Origin of the sequence: Microbacterium zouquanmingi, from assembly GCF_052266695.1 — a bacterium.
GTDB lineage: Bacteria > Actinomycetota > Actinomycetes > Actinomycetales > Microbacteriaceae > Microbacterium.
In genome coordinates this window covers 468,566-485,015 of the sequence record NZ_JBQPQZ010000001.1, presented here as the reverse complement: position 1 = coordinate 485,015, position 16,450 = coordinate 468,566, and the positions used below count along the sequence as shown (strand labels likewise).

General features: G+C 66.4%; 15 protein-coding genes. 10 read left to right on the top strand and 5 right to left on the bottom strand.

What is annotated here, in order from left to right; translation table 11 throughout:
- The first annotated feature begins 45 nt into the window (after positions 1 to 45).
- Positions 46 to 876 (top strand): sulfite exporter TauE/SafE family protein, encoded by an 831-nt coding sequence (locus tag ACTU6U_RS02145; protein WP_443467508.1) that lies wholly within the window; start codon positions 46 to 48, stop codon positions 874 to 876.
- A 92-nt stretch (positions 877 to 968) separates the two neighbouring features.
- Here ACTU6U_RS02145 and aspS read toward each other — a convergent pair whose 3' ends face one another.
- Positions 969 to 2,741 (bottom strand): aspartate--tRNA ligase, encoded by a 1,773-nt coding sequence (gene aspS, locus ACTU6U_RS02140; protein WP_443467507.1) that lies wholly within the window; start codon positions 2,739 to 2,741, stop codon positions 969 to 971.
- Between the two features lie 69 nt (positions 2,742 to 2,810).
- Here aspS and ACTU6U_RS02135 point away from each other — a divergent pair, with 69 nt between their 5' ends.
- Together ACTU6U_RS02135 and ACTU6U_RS02130 are read left to right on the top strand one after the other, a co-directional pair.
- Complete coding sequence (locus tag ACTU6U_RS02135; RefSeq protein WP_443467506.1) at positions 2,811 to 3,176, top strand: DUF5684 domain-containing protein; 366 nt, start codon at positions 2,811 to 2,813, stop codon at positions 3,174 to 3,176.
- 1 nt (position 3,177) lies between these two features.
- Positions 3,178 to 3,801, top strand: a complete 624-nt coding sequence (locus ACTU6U_RS02130) for a histidine phosphatase family protein (protein ID WP_443467505.1) — start codon at positions 3,178 to 3,180, stop codon at positions 3,799 to 3,801.
- 4 nt (positions 3,802 to 3,805) lie between these two features.
- On the opposite strand, the gene ACTU6U_RS02125 is transcribed toward ACTU6U_RS02130, so the two are convergent.
- Positions 3,806 to 4,696: an NAD(P)/FAD-dependent oxidoreductase gene (locus ACTU6U_RS02125; protein WP_443467504.1), complete on the bottom strand. Its 891-nt coding sequence runs from the start codon at positions 4,694 to 4,696 to the stop codon at positions 3,806 to 3,808.
- 53 nt (positions 4,697 to 4,749) lie between these two features.
- Here ACTU6U_RS02125 and ACTU6U_RS02120 point away from each other — a divergent pair, with 53 nt between their 5' ends.
- The 6 genes from ACTU6U_RS02120 (at position 4,750) to ACTU6U_RS02095 (ending at position 9,772) form a co-directional block, all read left to right on the top strand.
- Positions 4,750 to 5,154, top strand: coding sequence for a MerR family transcriptional regulator (locus ACTU6U_RS02120; RefSeq protein WP_443467503.1), 405 nt, complete (start codon positions 4,750 to 4,752; stop codon positions 5,152 to 5,154).
- A gap of 56 nt (positions 5,155 to 5,210) precedes the next feature.
- The gene (locus ACTU6U_RS02115) at positions 5,211 to 5,810 is read left to right on the top strand and encodes a TlpA family protein disulfide reductase (RefSeq protein ID WP_443467502.1); all 600 of its coding nucleotides are present in this window, start codon (positions 5,211 to 5,213) and stop codon (positions 5,808 to 5,810) included.
- Positions 5,807 to 6,562, top strand: coding sequence for a cytochrome c biogenesis CcdA family protein (locus ACTU6U_RS02110; protein WP_443467501.1), 756 nt, complete (start codon positions 5,807 to 5,809; stop codon positions 6,560 to 6,562). The genes ACTU6U_RS02115 and ACTU6U_RS02110 overlap by 4 nt, the downstream gene beginning before the upstream one ends.
- Positions 6,543 to 8,288 carry a cytochrome c biogenesis protein ResB gene (resB, locus tag ACTU6U_RS02105; protein WP_443467500.1) on the top strand — a complete coding sequence of 582 codons (1,746 nt, stop codon included), beginning with the start codon at positions 6,543 to 6,545 and terminating at the stop codon, positions 8,286 to 8,288. Before ACTU6U_RS02110 ends, resB begins: the two co-directional genes overlap by 20 nt.
- Positions 8,289 to 8,297: 9 nt before the next feature.
- Positions 8,298 to 9,299, top strand: a complete 1,002-nt coding sequence (gene ccsB, locus ACTU6U_RS02100) for a c-type cytochrome biogenesis protein CcsB (RefSeq protein WP_443467499.1) — start codon at positions 8,298 to 8,300, stop codon at positions 9,297 to 9,299.
- A 74-nt stretch (positions 9,300 to 9,373) separates the two neighbouring features.
- Positions 9,374 to 9,772, top strand: coding sequence for an SHOCT domain-containing protein (locus tag ACTU6U_RS02095; RefSeq protein WP_443467498.1), 399 nt, complete (start codon positions 9,374 to 9,376; stop codon positions 9,770 to 9,772).
- A 69-nt stretch (positions 9,773 to 9,841) separates the two neighbouring features.
- Here ACTU6U_RS02095 and ACTU6U_RS02090 read toward each other — a convergent pair whose 3' ends face one another.
- Entirely contained in the window at positions 9,842 to 11,803 is a 1,962-nt protein-coding gene (locus tag ACTU6U_RS02090) for a YhgE/Pip domain-containing protein (RefSeq protein ID WP_443467497.1), read from the bottom strand.
- Entirely contained in the window at positions 11,800 to 14,550 is a 2,751-nt protein-coding gene (locus ACTU6U_RS02085) for an MMPL family transporter (protein ID WP_443467496.1), read from the bottom strand. Before ACTU6U_RS02085 ends, ACTU6U_RS02090 begins: the two co-directional genes overlap by 4 nt.
- Before the next feature lie 115 nt (positions 14,551 to 14,665).
- Between ACTU6U_RS02085 and ACTU6U_RS02080 the strand changes: the two genes are divergently transcribed.
- Positions 14,666 to 15,349 carry a TetR/AcrR family transcriptional regulator gene (locus ACTU6U_RS02080; RefSeq protein ID WP_443467495.1) on the top strand — a complete coding sequence of 228 codons (684 nt, stop codon included), beginning with the start codon at positions 14,666 to 14,668 and terminating at the stop codon, positions 15,347 to 15,349.
- A gap of 47 nt (positions 15,350 to 15,396) precedes the next feature.
- On the opposite strand, the gene ACTU6U_RS02075 is transcribed toward ACTU6U_RS02080, so the two are convergent.
- A complete protein-coding gene (locus ACTU6U_RS02075; protein WP_443467494.1) occupies positions 15,397 to 16,380 on the bottom strand; it encodes an o-succinylbenzoate synthase in 984 nt (327 codons plus the stop codon).
- Between the last annotated feature and the right edge of the window lie 70 nt (positions 16,381 to 16,450).

The window sequence follows — 16,450 nt, the reverse complement described above, 5'->3', positions numbered from 1 at the left end:
CCAGTCTGTCATCGAGACACGACCGCAGCGCGCGATAATGATGCAATGGAAATCGGTGAGCTGCTCGGGCTTGAACAGCTCACCTGGGGGATGCTGATATTCGTCGTCCTCGCAGCCTTCGGCGCCGGCTGGATCGACGCTGTCGTTGGCGGTGGTGGGCTGCTGCAGCTGCCGGCGCTACTGCTGATCCCGGGAATCGCTCCGGTGCAGGCGCTCGCGACGAACAAGCTCGCCTCGGTCTTCGGCACGGCCACGAGCAGCGCCACGTACTACCGACGAGCGAAGCCCGATATCCGCACGGCCTTGCCGATGGCGGCAATCGCGCTCGCGGGCTCGTTCGGAGGCGCAGCGGTCGCCACCGTGCTGCCCCCCGAGGCGTTCAAGCCGATCATCGTGGTCGCGCTGCTCGCGGTCGCGATCTTCACGGTGTTCAAGCCCGAGATGGGCGTGGCGACGAAGCTGCGATTCGCGGGGCATAAGCACCACATCATGGCGGGTGCCGCGGGACTTGCGATCGGCTTCTACGACGGCATGATCGGCCCTGGAACCGGGACGTTCCTCGTCATCACGCTCGTCGCTCTCATGGGATACGACTTTCTACAGGCCAGCGCCAAGGCGAAGATCGTCAACCTCGCCACGAACATCGGCGCGCTGCTGTTGTTCATCCCGCACGGGTCAGTGCTGTGGGTGCTCGGTGGCATCCTCGCGGTGGCGAACGTGGCCGGCAGCTATCTGGGCTCGCGGATGGCGATCGCCCGAGGGACGAAGTTCATCCGCATCGTGTTCCTCGTCGTCGTGGTGGCTCTCATCGGAAAGCTCGGCTTCGACGTGTGGAACGAGAACATCGCTCCAGGGCTCGCCGCCCTGCAACACTGAGACCCCACCTTTGTGCCGAGACCTCGTCGTGCAGACGTCAATACGACGGGGTCTCGGCGGCAGGATGGGGTCTCAGCGACGGTAGAAGGGGGTCAAGCCTCCGGAACGAAGTCCACGCCGGCCTCGGCGCGCTGCGCGTCGGTGATGGCGGCGGGAGCAGAAGTCAGCGGGTCGAAGCCGTTGCCGGTCTTCGGGAACGCGATGACCTCGCGGATCGACTCGGTCTTGGTGAGGTGCTGCAGCACGCGGTCCATGCCGAGCGCGATTCCGCCGTGTGGCGGGGCGCCGAACTTGAACGCGTCCAGCAGGAAGCCGAACTGCTCGTTCGCAACCTCTTCCGAGATACCCATGACTTCGAAGACACGCTTCTGCACGTCTTCGCGGTGGATGCGGATCGATCCGCCGCCGAGCTCAGAGCCGTTGCACACGATGTCGTACGCGTAGGCGAGCGCCGATCCCGGGTCGGTGTCGAAGGTGTCGGCGAACTCCGGCTTCGGGCCGGTGAACGCGTGGTGCACAGCGGTCCATGCGCCGGCTCCGACGGCGACGTCGCCCGAGGCCACAGCGTCCGCTGCGGGCTCGAACATCGGAGCATCCACAACCCACGTGAACGCGAACGTGTCGGGGTCGAGCAGATCGAGGCGGCGGCCGATCTCGACGCGTGCGGCGCCGAGCAGTGCGCGGGAGTCCTTCGCCGATCCTGCGGCGAAGAACACGCAGTCGCCCGGCTTCGCGCCCACGAAGTCCGCAAGACCCGCCTGCTCCGCATCGGACAGGTTCTTGGCCACGGGGCCGCCGAGCGAGCCGTCCTCGTTGAACAGCACATACGCGAGGCCGCGGGCGCCGCGCTGCTTGGCCCAGTCCTGCCAGGCATCGAGCTTCTTGCGCGGCTGCGATGCGCCACCGGGCATGACCACTGCGCCGACGTACTCCGACTGGAACACGCGGAAGGTCGTCTCGGAGAAGTACTCGGTCGCGTCGACGAGCTCGAGCCCGAAGCGCAGGTCGGGCTTGTCCGAGCCGTACTTCGCCATCGCGTCGGCGTAGGTGATGCGCGGCAGCGGGGTCTGCAGGTCGACGCCGATCGTCTTCCACATCGCCGCCAAGACGCTTTCCATCATCTCGATGACGTCTTCCTGGTCGACGAAGCTCATCTCGATGTCGAGCTGCGTGAACTCCGGCTGACGGTCGGCGCGGAAGTCCTCATCGCGGTAGGAGCGAGCCATCTGGTAGTACTTCTCGATGCCACCGACCATGAGCAGCTGCTTGAACAGCTGCGGCGACTGCGGCAGGGCGTACCAGCTGCCGGGGTGCAGACGCGCGGGCACGACGAAGTCACGGGCGCCCTCTGGCGTCGACTTCGTGAGAGTCGGGGTCTCGACCTCGACGAACTCACGGCTGTCGAGAACGTCGCGCACGGCCTTGTAGACCTTCGAGCGAAGACGAAGAGCGGATGCTGCGGCCGGGCGTCGCAGGTCGAGATAGCGGTACTTGAATCGCACATCCTCGCCGACGGTCTCGGAGTCGCCGAGACCGGTGGACACCTGGAAAGGCAGGGGAGCGGACTCGTTGAGGACCTCGACCTCGGTCGCGATGACCTCGATGTCGCCGGTGGGAAGGTTCGAGTTCGCGTTGCCCTCAGGGCGCTGCGAGACCTCACCGGTCACCTTCAGCACGAACTCGCTGCGCAGTGGGTGCGCAACCTCTTCATCGCGGATGACCACCTGGGCGATGCCTGAGGCATCGCGGAGATCGATGAACGCGACTCCTCCGTGATCACGACGACGATCGACCCAACCCGTGAGGGTGACAGTCTGGCCGATGTGCTCGGCTCGCAGTGAGCCGGTCGTGTGAGTGCGAAGCATCCAGCCAGTCTACGTGGGCGCATCGCGGCATCCGCACTCAGGAGCGAGTGCACCTCTAGACTCATGGCCATGGACCTCAATGACTACACCCAGCAAGTGTTCTCCGGCAGTGCGGGCATCATCACACTGGTGCTCTACATCCTCTACGCGGTGGCATTGTGGAAGGTGTTCACGAAGGCTGGGTACCCCGGCATCCTGGCCCTTATTCCGATCGTCAACCTGGTCTTCCTCGTCAAGATCGCAGGGATGAGCGGCTGGTTCGTTCTGCTGTACCTGATTCCGATCGTCAACATCGTCTTCGCGATCGTCGTCGCCGTCAAACAGGGCAAGAACTTCGGCAAGGGTGGAGTGTTCTCCTTCTTCCTGCTGTGGCTGATCCCCATGATCGGGAACTTCATCATCGGCTTCGGCTCCGCGCAGTACCGAAAGGTGTGAGGTGCCGGCCGAACGCCTTCACCTTGTTCGTCACGGGGAGGTCCACAACCCGCAGCGGCTCCTCTACGGGCGGCTTCCGCACTACCGGCTGAGCGAAGACGGGCGCCGCATGGCGCGAGCCGCCGCCGAGTATCTCGAGGGCCTCGATCGCTCGGTGACGGCTCTGCGGTGCTCTCCGCTGCAGCGGACGCAGGAGTCTGCCGAGCCCTTCGCCGAGATCTTCGGGGTCGACCCGGTGCTGGATGAGCGGGTGATCGAGCCGACGAACCTGTTCGAAGGCAAGCGGATGAGTCGTGCACTGCGTGACCCGCGCAACTGGTGGAAGCTGCGTCGTCCCGCGGTGCCGAGCTGGGGGGAGCCGTACATCTCCATCGCCGAGCGCATGGAAGCCGCGATGAACGACGTCTGGCACGAGACCGATAACGGCGACATCGTGATCGTCTCGCACCAGGCGCCGATCTGGATCACGCACCTGCATGTCGCGGGGCTCCGTCTGCCGCACGACCCGCGGACGCGCCGCTGTGCGCTCTCCAGCATCACCTCGTTCGAACGTGTGGGCGACGTGTGGCGCGAGGTCGACTACGCCGAGCCCGCCGCGGCCGGCATCGACCTCGGCGCAGTCTGACCTCTCAGTCGCTCAGCTCCTGCACGATCGCGGACGCTGCCAGCTGTCCTGCCGCTGCGGCCTGAAGGACCGACGGCATCGGCCCTGGCATCGAGGCGCGGTGCGCGAGGTCTCCCGCCGCCGAGATGCCTGCGACCGAGGTATGCCCGAAGTCGTCGATCTCGATCCCCCCGCTGTCGAGAATGCGCAGTCCGAGCTCCGCGATGAAGGGCGCACTCTGGCGAAACGTTCCCGCGGCAACGAACAGACCCGCCACTGCGAACTCCTGGTCACCGGCGGTCACGGTCACGCCTTCGTCTGCTGCAGTCGCCGAGTCCACCACCGGCGCGACCTGCACATCGGCGTACTCGAGCCCGGCCAGGTCGCCGGGAAGATCGGTGGCGAGCGGGAACACCGTGATGCGCGAGGCGATTCTCCCGAGCATCCCGATCAGGTGCCCGGCGCGGGGGCCTGCGCCGATGACTCCGATCTCTTTGCCGGCGAACTCGTGGCCGTCGCAGAACGGGCAGGCGAAGGCGCGCCGCCCCCAGAGCTCGGTGAGCCCTGGGACAATGGGCAGCTCGTCGATGGCGCCGGTGGCGAGCACGATGCGGCGCGTGTCCTCGCTGTGTCCGTCGGGGAAGTGGACTGTGAAGCCGTCGATGGCGCCGGAGATGCGAGCGACGGTGCCGGGACTGAGCTCCACATCTGGATACTCCGCGAGCTGCGTGCGCGCCCGTGCGCGGTAGTCCGCTGGTGCCGTCCCGTCGTCACCCAGCACGTTGTGCATGTGGGAGACGGTGCCATTGCGGTACTTGCCCGAGTCGAGAACGAGCGTCTTGCGGTGCATCCGTCCCAGGGTCAGACCCGCCTGGAGACCCGCGGGTCCGGCGCCGATAACGATCGCGTCGTACATGGTGTTCCTCTCGTGAGCTTGATTTCTCGATCAGTCTGTGACTTCATGTCAACATGAAGTCAAGCTCTTCTCATCCCTGGTCCGTCGGAGAGGTCGCCGAAAGAGTCGATCTGCCCACGAATGTGCTCAGGCACTGGGAATCGGTCGGACTTCTTCGTCCGGCGCGCGATCAAGCCAGACGCCGTCGGTACGGCGAGGAAGAGATCGTCCGCATCGCCGTGATCCAGCGCAGCAAAGCCGCCGGAATGACCCTCGAGCAGATCGCGATCCTGCTCGATGACGGCCGGAGTGGGCGCCATGAAGTGCTCTTCGCTCATCTCGCTGATCTTGACCGACGGATGGAGGAGATGCGCCGCTCGAAAGAGATGACCGAGCACGCCGTGCGCTGCACTGCGCATGACATCACCACGTGCCCGCGGTTCCGTTCCGGCGTCGAGGACGTGCTCGCGAAGTTCTGATCACGGCACCTGCACCTTCCAGATCACCCATAGAAACCCCTGCGTAAACTGGGAATATGCCCCGCCCCCGCTTGCTGCTTTCTGCCGCGCTCGCCGCGGTGTTCGCCGTCACGCTGGTCGGTTGCGCAGCGGACCCCGTCGCGCAGCAGTATCTCGACGGTGACGGCAAGGGATACATCTCCGCCGATGGCGCGGTCGAAGAGATTCCCGTCGCAGAGCGCGGTGAACCGGTCGTCTTCAGTGGGGTGACCGAAGAGGGCGATCAGTTCGAGAGCACAGACATCGCCGGCGACGTCACAGTCGTCAACTTCTGGTACGCCGGATGCGCCCCTTGCCGTGCTGAGGCGGGTGCTCTCGAAGAGGTCTGGCAGCAGTACTCCGACGACGAGGTGTCGTTCATCGGCGTCAACACCTACGACCAGCCCGACACGGCGAAGGCTTTCGCCAAGACCTACGGGGTCACGTATCCGAGCCTCATCGACGTCGACAGTGGCACGGCCAAGCTCGCCTTCGCGGGCGCGACGCCGATCCAGGCGACGCCGACGACTCTCGTGCTCGACAATCAGGGCCGGGTCGCAGCGCGCATCATCGGGCAGCTTGACGGACCCAGCATCCTCGCAACCCTCGTCGGAGACGCGCTCGCGGAGGGCGCGTGAACACCCAGGAACTGATCGGATCCGGCGCCCTCTGGCTTGCCATCCCGGTTGCAATGCTCGCGGGCCTCGTCTCGTTCCTCTCGCCGTGCGTGCTCCCGCTCGTTCCCGGGTACCTCGGATTCATCGGGGGAGCGGCGGCGCCGCGCGGCACGACCGCGAACGCTGCTCAGACTGGCCGTGGCCGCCTGGTGCTGGGCGTGCTGCTGTTCATCCTCGGTTTCAGCATCGTGTTCATCACGTTCACCGTCATCGGCGGCGCAGCATCCGTCTTCTTCCTGCAGTGGGGCGAGCTGATCACCCGAATCCTGGGGGGCGTCATCATCGCGATGGGGCTCGTCTTCCTCGGGATGTTCGGCTTCGCGCAGCGCGAGTGGCGCATGCACGTCACATCGAAGACCGGGCTGATCGGTGCCCCGCTGCTGGGCTTCGCGCTCGGCATCGGCTGGGCGCCGTGCATCGGCCCGACCCTCGCCGCGATCACCAGCGTCGCGTGGACCATCGGCGACCCCTGGCGGGCAGCCCTCCTCGGCCTCGCGTACAGTCTTGGCCTCGGCATCCCGTTCCTGTTGGTCGCGCTCGGCTTCGGTTGGGCGACGAAGACCATCGGGTTTCTGCGCCGGCACATCCGCGTCGTCAACATCATCGGCGGCGTTCTGCTGATCGCGCTGGGCGTGCTGATGGTCTCTGGTCTGTGGACCGACCTCATGTCGAGGCTCACGGCGGTGATGGGCAGTGTCCAGCTCCCGCTCTGATTCCCCCGCTCCCAAGAAGGATGCTGTGACGAGTTCCGACCCGCTCCGCCCGTCTGATCACATCGACGGCGATAACAGCACCATCATCCAGCCGCGCCTCGGGTTCGTCGGTTGGCTGCGCTGGGGCTGGCGTCAGCTGACCTCGATGCGCACGGCGATCGTCCTGCTGCTCGTGCTTGCGATCGCGGCGATTCCCGGCTCGATCTTCCCGCAGCGGATGGCAGACCCCAACGGCGTCACCCAGTGGGAGGCCGACAACCCCGACCTGTTCCCCGTGCTCGACGCGATGGGCCTGTTCGACGTCTACCTGTCGCCCTGGTTCTCCGCGATCTACCTGCTGCTGTTCATCTCGCTCGTCGGCTGCGTCATCCCACGCGTCAAGCACCATCTGAAGGCTCTGCGCGCCCGCCCGCCGCGGACGCCCGCTCGTCTGCAGCGTCTCGAGGACTACCGCGAAACCGTACGCCCTTCGACAGGCTCAGGGAGCAATGAGGCGGATGCTGACGCCGAAGCATCCCGTTCGATCGATGTCGCACAGAAGCAGCTGAAGGCCCTCGGCTACCGTGTCGAGCGCTACGACCTCACCACCAAGGCGGGGCGCACGTACTCGGTCTCGGCAGAGCGCGGCTATTGGCGCGAGACCGGCAACCTGCTCTTCCATATCGCGCTCGTCGGCGTGCTCGTCACCGTCGGGGTCGGGGGAAGCTTCGCCTACACCGGTCAGCGGGTGGTCGTGGAGGGGCAGACGTTCGTCAACACGCTCCTGGATTACGAATCGATGAACCGCGGCCGGTTCGTCAGTGATGACGCGCTCAGCCCGTATTCGATGACCCTCGACTCGTTCGATGTGACGTATCAGGAGTACGGGTCGGCGGCATCCGGTCAGGCGGGGGACTTCTCGGCCAACATGACCATTCGAGAGAACGGTGAGACGCGCGAGGCCTCCGTGCGCGTCAACCACCCGCTCAATATCGCCGGCAACAACGTTTATCTGCTCGGCAACGGCTACGCGCCGACGATCACGGTCCGAAACGCTGACGACGAGGTCGTCTACCGCAACTCGGTGCCGTTCCTGCCTCAGGACACGGCGCTCACCTCGCTCGGCGTCATCAAGGTGACCGATGGGATGCCGGAACAGCTCGGCATCGCCGCATTCTTCTACCCCAGCGCGGTGAAGAACGACAACGGTGCATTCGCGTCGGCGCACGGCGATCTGCTCGCCCCTCTGCTCACCCTCCGCGTCTACGAGGGTGACCTCGGCATCGATGACGGTACGCCGAAGTCCGTCTACGTGCTCGACACCGATGAGCTCACCCCGATCGCCGGCGACGGGGGCGATGCGCCCTCGATCGAGCTGCAGCCGGGCGAGACTGCCGAGCTTCCGGGCGGCCGCGGAACGATCACGTTCGAAGATGAAGCGCCCGCGGGCGCCACCGACTTCACCCAGTCGGTCAAGCGCTTCGCGTCTCTGCAGGTGCACCACGATGCATCCGCCGTGTGGGTGCTCGTCTTCGCTCTCCTCTCGCTCGCCGGCCTGATGCTCGCGCTGTTCATTCCGCGCCGGCGCATGTGGGTCAAAGCATCCGTCGCGGGTGGTGAGGTGCGGCTGGAGTACGCCGGCCTCGCCCGCGGCGAGGATCCCACTCTCGGCGGCGCCGTCGACGACCTGGTCACAGGTCACGCGCGGCTGCTCGATGCCCCTTCCTCCGCGACAACCCGAAAGTAGACTGGCACCATGCCCGATCTCGACTCTCTCTCGATCCTGTTCGTCTGGACGGCGATCGCGATCTACGCAGCGGCTTTCATCGCCTACGCCTTCGATCTCGCTCGGCGTTCCGAGGTGAGTTCCGATGCGCGTCTCGTCCGCGAGAGCGAGGCGGCGCTGGTCGGCGCCGGGGCGCCGGTTGTCGACAGGTCTTCCTCATCGGGTGCGGATGCGGCGGGCGACGCATCCGATGTGCCGGTGAAGCCGCGATATGTGATGGCCAGGATCGGCACCGTTCTGACGACGCTCGGGTTCGTGTTCCACCTCGCAGCGACGGTGTTGCGCGGAATCGCCGCTGAGCGCGTGCCGTGGGCGAACCTGTACGAGTTCGCGATGATCGGCACGCTGCTGATCGTCTTCGTCTATCTGCTCGTGAACCTCCGGGTCGATCTGCGCTACCTCGGCACGTTCATCCTCGGGATCGTCGTCGTTCTGCTGGGTGCCGCGTCGCTCAGCTTCTACGTCGGGGTCGTGCCGCTGATGGATCCGCTCAAGAGCGTGTGGCTCGTCATCCACGTCTTCGTCGCGTCGCTCGGCACCGCGTTCTTCGCTCTCGCCTGCGCGCTGTCGATTCTGCAGCTCATGCAGACCCGGCGCGAGCGCCGCCTGGCAGAAGCGCTTGAGAAGCCTGGTCCTGGCTTCCTCGCGACGCTGCCGAGCGCCGACCGCCTCGAGGGCACGGCCTTCCGATTCGCGATCGTCGGCTTCATCCTCTGGACCTTCACGCTCATCGCGGGTTCCATCTGGGCGCAGGATGCCTGGGGCCGTTACTGGGGCTTCGACGTCAAGGAGACCTGGACGTTCATCATCTGGGTGCTTTACGCCGGATACCTGCACGCACGTGCGACCCGCGGATGGCGGGGAACGCCATCGGCGTGGCTGTCGATCATCGGCTTCACTGCCGTCATCTTCAACTTCACGATCGTCAACGTCTTCTTCAAGGGGCTGCACGCCTACAGCGGCCTCAGCTGACCCGTCACTGCCGATATGCTCAGGGGGCGAGTGAGCATGCCTAATGCTCCCGCCCTAAACAAGGAGTGAACGGCATGACATTTTGGACCCAGATCTGGGACGTCATCTGGTGGTTCCTGACGATCTTCGTGTTCGTCGCCTACCTGATGGCACTTTTCTCGATCATCACCGACCTGTTCCGTGACCACAAGCTGAATGGCTGGGCCAAGGCAATCTGGTTCATCTTCCTGATCTTCCTGCCGTTCGTCACTGCGATCGTGTACCTCATCGCACGCGGACGCGGCATGTCGGAGCGCGCGCAGAAGCAGGCTGCTGCTGCGCAGTCGGCAACGGACGACTACATCCGTTCGGTGTCGGGCAGTGCGCCCACCCCGGCGGCCGAGATCGCCCACGCGAAGGAGCTGCTCGACTCGGGTGCGATCACCGCAGCAGAGTTCGACAAGCTGAAGCAGGCGGCGCTCAGCCGCGCCTGAGACATTCGAAAAAGCCCCCTCCGTCGCACGCTGACTGTGTGCGGGAGGGGGCTTTTCGCTGTCCGGATGCTACGCCGTGGCGAGCACCGCCTTGACGGAGGTCGTGCGGCGCAGGGCGACGGCGATCGTCGTCGCGACCAGTGACAGCACCGCCCAGACGACGAGCCCTGCGACAGCTCCGCCGTTCGCGGCGATCAGCCCTGTGAAGGCCGGTGCGGTCGGGAGCGCGGCGCCGATGGAGGCGAGCCACCCCGGCACTGTCGAGATGAGTCCCGTTGCCACGGCGGTGACCGCGATGACAGCGCTGATCCAGCGTCCGGCACCGCCGAAGATGGCCACCAGCGCCTGGTTCACCGCGGCGAATGCGACGCCGGCGAGCACGGCAGTTCCCGCGAAGGCCCACCAGGTCGCCAGATCGTACGAGGCGACGATCTGCACGATCAGCGCGACGAGCACGCCCTGGCCTGCTCCGATCGCCGCCGCAGGCCAGAGAGCCCGCAGGGCAAGCCCCGCCGATGAACGACGTGAGGTGAGCGTGCGGGCGGTGTGCGCGCGCATCACGATGAACGAGGCCAGGCCGCCGAGCCACAGCACCACCGCTGCGAGGAGCGGAATCGCGGTCGGCCCGAAGATCATGTTCACCTGCGCGTTCGACGACACGGGGTCGGCGATCACGGATGCCAGCGACGTCGACTCCTCGTCGTTGAATGACGGAAGCTGCTCGGTGGCCTGGCGCAGTCCGCCAGCGAGATCGGCGGTGCCCGTTGCGAGCTCATCGAGTCCGGAGGCGAGCGTGGCGGCTCCGTCGGCAAGCGCCGTTGCACCCTCGCTGAGCCCTGATGCTCCGGTGCTCAGAGCGGATGCTCCGGCGGACGACTGAGACGTGCCATCGGCGAGCTGGGTGAGGCCAGTGGCGAGCCCGGTTGCGCCTTCACCCGCGGATCGGAGCTGACCGGCCATCGTCGCCGTCGCCTCAGTGTTGAAGATCGCGAGGCCGGATGCTGTTCCTGCGGCGGCCTGGGCTGCCTGGGCTGCTGGCTCCGTGAGTGCGCTCGCAGTCCCCGACGCCGTGGCGAGATCCTGGCAGAACTCTGGGGTCCCCGTGAAGTCACAGGTGGCGAGCAGGTCCTTCAACTGAGAATCCAGGCCGGCGAGCCCCGCTGAGACACCCGTGGTCGCCTGCTGTGCGCCATCGGCTGCGGTGAACAACTGTGCCGGCACGAGTCCGGACTGCTCCAGAGCCGCAGCCCCACCCGTCAACCCCGAACCGAGCGCGCTCGCGCCGTTCGCGGCATCCCGCGTGCCCGATGCGATCGTCCCCAGACCCGAGGCCAGGTCCGACGCGCCGGAACCCAGCTGAGATGCGCCGCTGGCAAGCTGCGTCGCGCCGTCGGGAAGCGCAGCTGCGCCATCGGCGGCGGTGCGCGCGCCGCCGGCGAGCTGGTCCGCACCGGAGGCCGCTTCGCCGATCTGATCGCCGATCGTCGTAAAGCCGACGAGCACGTTCTCCATCGTCGCCTCGCTCAGCATGGTGCCCATGGTGGAGGCCGCGACGGATGCGATCTGCGAGGTGATGAGGTCGTCGGCGACGAGGCCGTCATCGGGAGTTGTGACCTCGATCGTGGCCTGCTCGGGCGTCCCGCTGCCGTTCGCGATCGTCTGGCCCGCGGAGGTCGCCGCTGCCGAGAACTCTGCCGGAATCGTGACAATCGCCTGGTAGTTGCCGTCGGCGAGGCCCGCCGCGGCATCCTTCTCGTTCGAGATGACCCAGGTGAGGTTCGAGTCCATGTCATCGGAGCCCTCGACGAGGCCAGCGGCGAGCTGGCGTCCGAGGGGCGTGTACTGCTCGTTGAGCGTCACCGGCTCGTCGAGATTGACGATGGCCGCGGTCATGCTGTCGAGGCGCTCGGTCGGGTTTTGCAGAGCCGCGACCAGGATGCCGCCGATGATCGCGGGCAGCAGCAGTACGCCGATGATCGTCAGCAGGGTGACGGGCTTGCGGGATCGTGCCCGCTCGATGGAGAGGTTCATGCGTCCACCTCGAGGTCGTTGTGGGAGTTCGACGTCTGCGCGACGTCGAGGACGGAAGCGGTCGGCCAGCCGGCCTCCGCGAGAAGCGTGCGGGCGATGTCAGGGTCGGATGCTGTCGCGAAGACCGCGAGCGGACGGGATGCCGCAGCGCGCTGCAGCATCGTCGTCGCCTGATCGCGCTGTCCGCCGGTGAACCGGTCGATGCCGTCGATGACGACGAGGCGTGACCTGCCGCGCAGCGCCTCGCGCAGGTCGAGCAGCGCAGCATCCGCATCATCGACCAGCACGCTGCCGACGTGCCCGCGCACCCAGGCCGCGCGGCCCGGCAGCAGATGTCCGACGACGCGGAGCAATCCCGCATCCGCAGTCAGGCGCCCCGCGACCGCCAGCGCGACCGCGCGGCGGACCCGGGCATCGCGACCGGCCGCGATGACGGCCTCGCCGGGAGCCACGCGCAGCGACAGTCCTTCGACGATCGGAGCATCCGCGCTGAGCACGAGATCGTCGGCGGCGACGACCGAATCGTCACCAGGCCACCCCGAGAGGTGACGTTCGCGCTCGACGGCCTCACCCTCGATGTCGACGCTCGGAAGGATCTTCTCCAGCCAGCGCGGAATCTCCCAGGCGCGCTCGCCGAGGATCGCCATGAGCGCGGGGATCAGGGTCATACGCACGAGGAACGCGTCGATCGCGATACCGGCGGCAAGGCCCAGCGCGATGGGCTTGAGCGACGAGTCGCCCTCGGGCACGAACGCGACGAAGACGGCGAACATGATGAGCCCCGCGGCAGTGACGACCTTGGCCGATCCGGTGAAGCCGGAGCGGACGGCGCGGAGGGCTGCGGCACGGCGCTTTGCACGAGTCGCGGATTTCGATTCGGGGTCGTGTACGAAGTCCTCGCGCATGCGCGAGACGAGGAACACCTGGTAGTCCATCGCGAGACCGAACAGCACGCCCATGAGGATGATCGGCATGAAGCTGATGATCGGTCCGACCTTCGCCACGTGCAGAGCATCGGCGAGCCAGCCCCACTCGAACACGGCGCCGACGACTCCGAACGCCGCGATGATCGACAGCAGGTAGCCGAGGGCTGCCGTGATCGGCACCCAGAGCGAGCGGAACACGATCGTCAGCAGGATCAGCGACAGCCCGATCACGAAGATGCCGAACGGCAGCAGGGCCGCTCCGAGCTGGTCGGAGATGTCGATCGCGACGGCGGTGAAGCCGGTGATCTTCACGTCGATGCCGAACTCTTCGAGCCACTCGTCGTGGTGCGAGCGCAGCTCACGGACGAGGTCGCTCGTCGCCGGGTCATCCGGCGCGGTATCGGGGATCACCTGGACGATGCCGGTGTCTGCGGTCTCATTCGGTGTCGCGAGAGCGACTTCCTTGACCCCTGGGACCTTCGCGACAGCATCTCCGAGGTCTTCCATCAGGGTGAGCGGATCGGTGGAGGTGACAATCGTTCCGGTCAGGACGAGGGGACCGTTGAAGCCAGGGCCGAACTCATCGGCGACCAGGTCATAGCTCTGTCGAGCTTCGTCGTCGGGTGCGAGCACACCAGCGTTCGGGAGGGCGAGATTGAGGCTGAGGGCCGGGACAGCGACGATTCCGAGGCCGATCACGATCGCAAGAGTCGTGATGACCGGATGCTTGGTCACCCCGCCGACCCAGCGTTCGCTGAACTGACGGCGCGGTGCGCGCGTCTTGCGCTCCTTCTTCGGGCGGCCCGCAGCCTTGCCCCCCAGGAATCCGAGCAGAGCGGGGGCCAGGGTGACGGCGATCGCGACAGCCACCGCGACCGCGACCGACGCGGCGATGCCCATCGTGGTGAGGAACGGGATGCCGGCGAAGCCGAGCCCGATCAGCGCGATGAGCACGGTGATGCCGGCGAAGACCACGGCGGAGCCCGCGGTGCCGACGGCGCGGGCAGCGGACTCTTCCGGGTCGGTGCCTTCGCGCACCTGATCCTGGTGCCTGGCCATGATGAACAGCGCGTAGTCGATGCCGACCGCGAGGCCCAGCATGAGCGCCAGCAGCGGCGTCGTCGAGGAGACCGGGGCGAAAGCGGTGGCCGCGAAGATTCCGGCCATCGAGATGCCGACACCGAGAACAGCGGTCAGCAGCGGGAGACCAGCGATCACGAACGATCTGAACGTGACGATCAGCACGAGCAGAGCGATGACGAGGCCGACGGCTTCGGTGAGCGTCACGCCGGGGATCGAGATCGCGAAGAGGTCTCCGCCAAGTTTGATTTGCGAGTCGGCGGGAAGCTCAGCGCCGAGCGCATCTACTGCCGCGGTGAGGGTGTCTTTCGTCTCGTCGGAGACGTCGGTGGACTGGCCATCGAATTGCAACTGCACGATGGCTGCGGTCTTGCCGTCATTGATCATTCCCTCGATCATTTCGTCGTAGGGAGACGTGGCCGCGAGGACATCGTCGAAGTCAGCGAGTTCGGTGACGGCCTTCTCTATCGGCTCGCGGTAATCGTCGTCGGTGATCTTGTCGCCTTCTGCGGCGACGATGATGAACTGGGCATTCGTGCCGCTCACCTGGGGGAAGGAGCGCGAGAGCTGCTCGATGCCCTCCTGAGCTTCGGTGCCCGGGATGGTGAAGGAGTTGTCGGTGCCCTGCTGCAGGACCACTGCACCGCCACCGGCCGCCGCGAGGATGAGGAGCCAGGCGACGAGCACCCGCCACGGGTGGCGGAATGACCAGCGTCCGAGCGACGATAGGAGTGTGGACACAGGATCCTCCGAGAAGCAGGCGTGGGAGACTGGATACAGAGATGTATCCGATACACATATGTATCCTACGATTATTCGAGTTGCGAAAACTGTGCGCAGGATGTGAAGTGAGGCCATGACGACCCCCGTGACGAGACGACGCGAGAACACGCGTGCGCGCCTTCTGGAAGCCGCAGCCCAGGTCTTCGCGGCAGTCGGGCTCGAAGGGGCGAGTGTCGAGGCGATCTGCGAGCGTGCGGGGTTCACGCGCGGCGCGTTCTACTCAAACTTCGAGTCGAAGGACGAGCTGTTCCTGCAGTTGGCAGCCGCTGTCGCCGAGCAGCGAATCACCACAGTGCGCGCGCGCATCGATGAGTTCGTGAAGTCAGGAATCCTGTCTGCCGATGCCGATCCTGCCGAGCTCGTGCAGCGTGTAATGGACTCGGGCGAGGATGATCGACTGAGCGTCCTCCTGATGAGCGAGATCCGCATACATGCGCTGCGCGATGCAACATTCGCGGCGGCGTATCTCGCCCAGGAGAATGCACTTGCGAGCAGTATCGAAGGCATCATCCAGGGCATCGTTGACTCAGGCCTCTTCGCCCTGCGGGTGGAGGTTCCTGCCGCGGCCCATATTCTGATGGTGCAGTGGGAAGGAAGCATGGCCCGCGGAGCGATCGCAGGTCACGACGGCGAGCAGTTGCACCGCGTCGGCGCTGAGGCGCTTGCTCGGGTCGTCGAACTGATCATCGCGCCGGCCGTGCCGCCCGCCGTGCCGCCCGCCGTGCCGCCCGTTGGCGAGAAACGTCCTTCTGCCTGACACAGGTGCTTCCAAGACGTTTCTGATGCTGCAGGATGTTTCTCGCGTCAGTTGGCGGATGCCGCGAGCAGCGCGTAGCTGCGACGCAGGCGGTCGAGCCACCACTGCTGACGATCAGCGGAGGCCGCGAGCCGATCGAGTCGTGCAGAGTCAGGTATCACGCGGCCGACTTGGATCGCGCCGTCAGCAGGTGACAGATCGACCACGTCCTCGATGAAGAGCGCACTGGTGCCGAGGCCGCAGTCGAATTCGAGCTGGGGGAGGGCTGCGGCGAGCGCCGCGCCGTGACTCAGGCCGACCGCAGTGTCGAGCGCGCTGGAGACGACGGCGGGCAGCCCGGCTTCGGCGACGATGTCGAGCGCTCGCCGGATGCCGCCCAGCGGCTGGGCCTTGATGACGATGAGGTCCGCGGCGCCAGCTCGTGCGACGGCCAGTGGGTCCTCGGCCTTGCGGATGCTCTCATCGGCCGCGATCGGGATGCCCATGTACTTCACGCGCGCGCGCAGTTCGGCGAGCTCTTCAACCGTGGCGCACGGCTGCTCGGCGTACTCGAGGTCGAACTCGGCGAGAGCGTGCAGCGCCCGCTCTGCCTCGTCGACGTTCCAGGCGGCGTTCGCGTCGATGCGGACCCGCCCCTCGGGCCCCAGCGCTTCGCGCGCGGCGCGCACGCGGGCGATGTCGTCTTCGAGGTGCTGCCCCGGGTCTGCGACCTTGACCTTCGCGGTGCGGCATCCGGGAAAGCGCGCGAGGATGTGCGCGACTTGACCGGCGGCGACGGCGGGAACGGTGGCGTTGACCGGGATGCTCTCGCGCAGCGGCGCGGGCTGTGTGTTCCAGGCGAAGTCGATGGCCGCGGAAAGCCAGACGGATGCCTCGGCATCGGCATACTCGACGAACGGAGAGAACTCCGCCCACCCCTGCGGGCCCTCGAACAGGAGCGCCTCGCGGGTGGTGACCCCGCGGAAGCGGGTTGTCATCGGCAGCGACACCACGCGCGCTGTGCTGAGCAGATCGGCGATGTCGGCTGTCATGTGCTCATTCTGCCCCGAACCCTCGTCCAGGTCGCGAATTGCGCCGGTTTGGCGTCCGCATAGCGGCACG

Coding starts and splice junctions, on each gene's coding strand:
- ACTU6U_RS02145 (WP_443467508.1), top strand. CDS start 46: ATGGAAATCGGTGAGCTGCTCGGGCTTGAACAGCTCACCTGGGGGATG.
- aspS (WP_443467507.1), bottom strand. CDS start 2,741: ATGCTTCGCACTCACACGACCGGCTCACTGCGAGCCGAGCACATCGGC.
- ACTU6U_RS02135 (WP_443467506.1), top strand. CDS start 2,811: ATGGACCTCAATGACTACACCCAGCAAGTGTTCTCCGGCAGTGCGGGC.
- ACTU6U_RS02125 (WP_443467504.1), bottom strand. CDS start 4,696: ATGTACGACGCGATCGTTATCGGCGCCGGACCCGCGGGTCTCCAGGCG.
- ACTU6U_RS02120 (WP_443467503.1), top strand. CDS start 4,750: ATGAAGTCAAGCTCTTCTCATCCCTGGTCCGTCGGAGAGGTCGCCGAA.
- ACTU6U_RS02115 (WP_443467502.1), top strand. CDS start 5,211: ATGCCCCGCCCCCGCTTGCTGCTTTCTGCCGCGCTCGCCGCGGTGTTC.
- ccsB (WP_443467499.1), top strand. CDS start 8,298: ATGCCCGATCTCGACTCTCTCTCGATCCTGTTCGTCTGGACGGCGATC.
- ACTU6U_RS02095 (WP_443467498.1), top strand. CDS start 9,374: ATGACATTTTGGACCCAGATCTGGGACGTCATCTGGTGGTTCCTGACG.
- ACTU6U_RS02090 (WP_443467497.1), bottom strand. CDS start 11,803: ATGAACCTCTCCATCGAGCGGGCACGATCCCGCAAGCCCGTCACCCTG.
- ACTU6U_RS02080 (WP_443467495.1), top strand. CDS start 14,666: ATGACGACCCCCGTGACGAGACGACGCGAGAACACGCGTGCGCGCCTT.
- ACTU6U_RS02075 (WP_443467494.1), bottom strand. CDS start 16,380: ATGACAGCCGACATCGCCGATCTGCTCAGCACAGCGCGCGTGGTGTCG.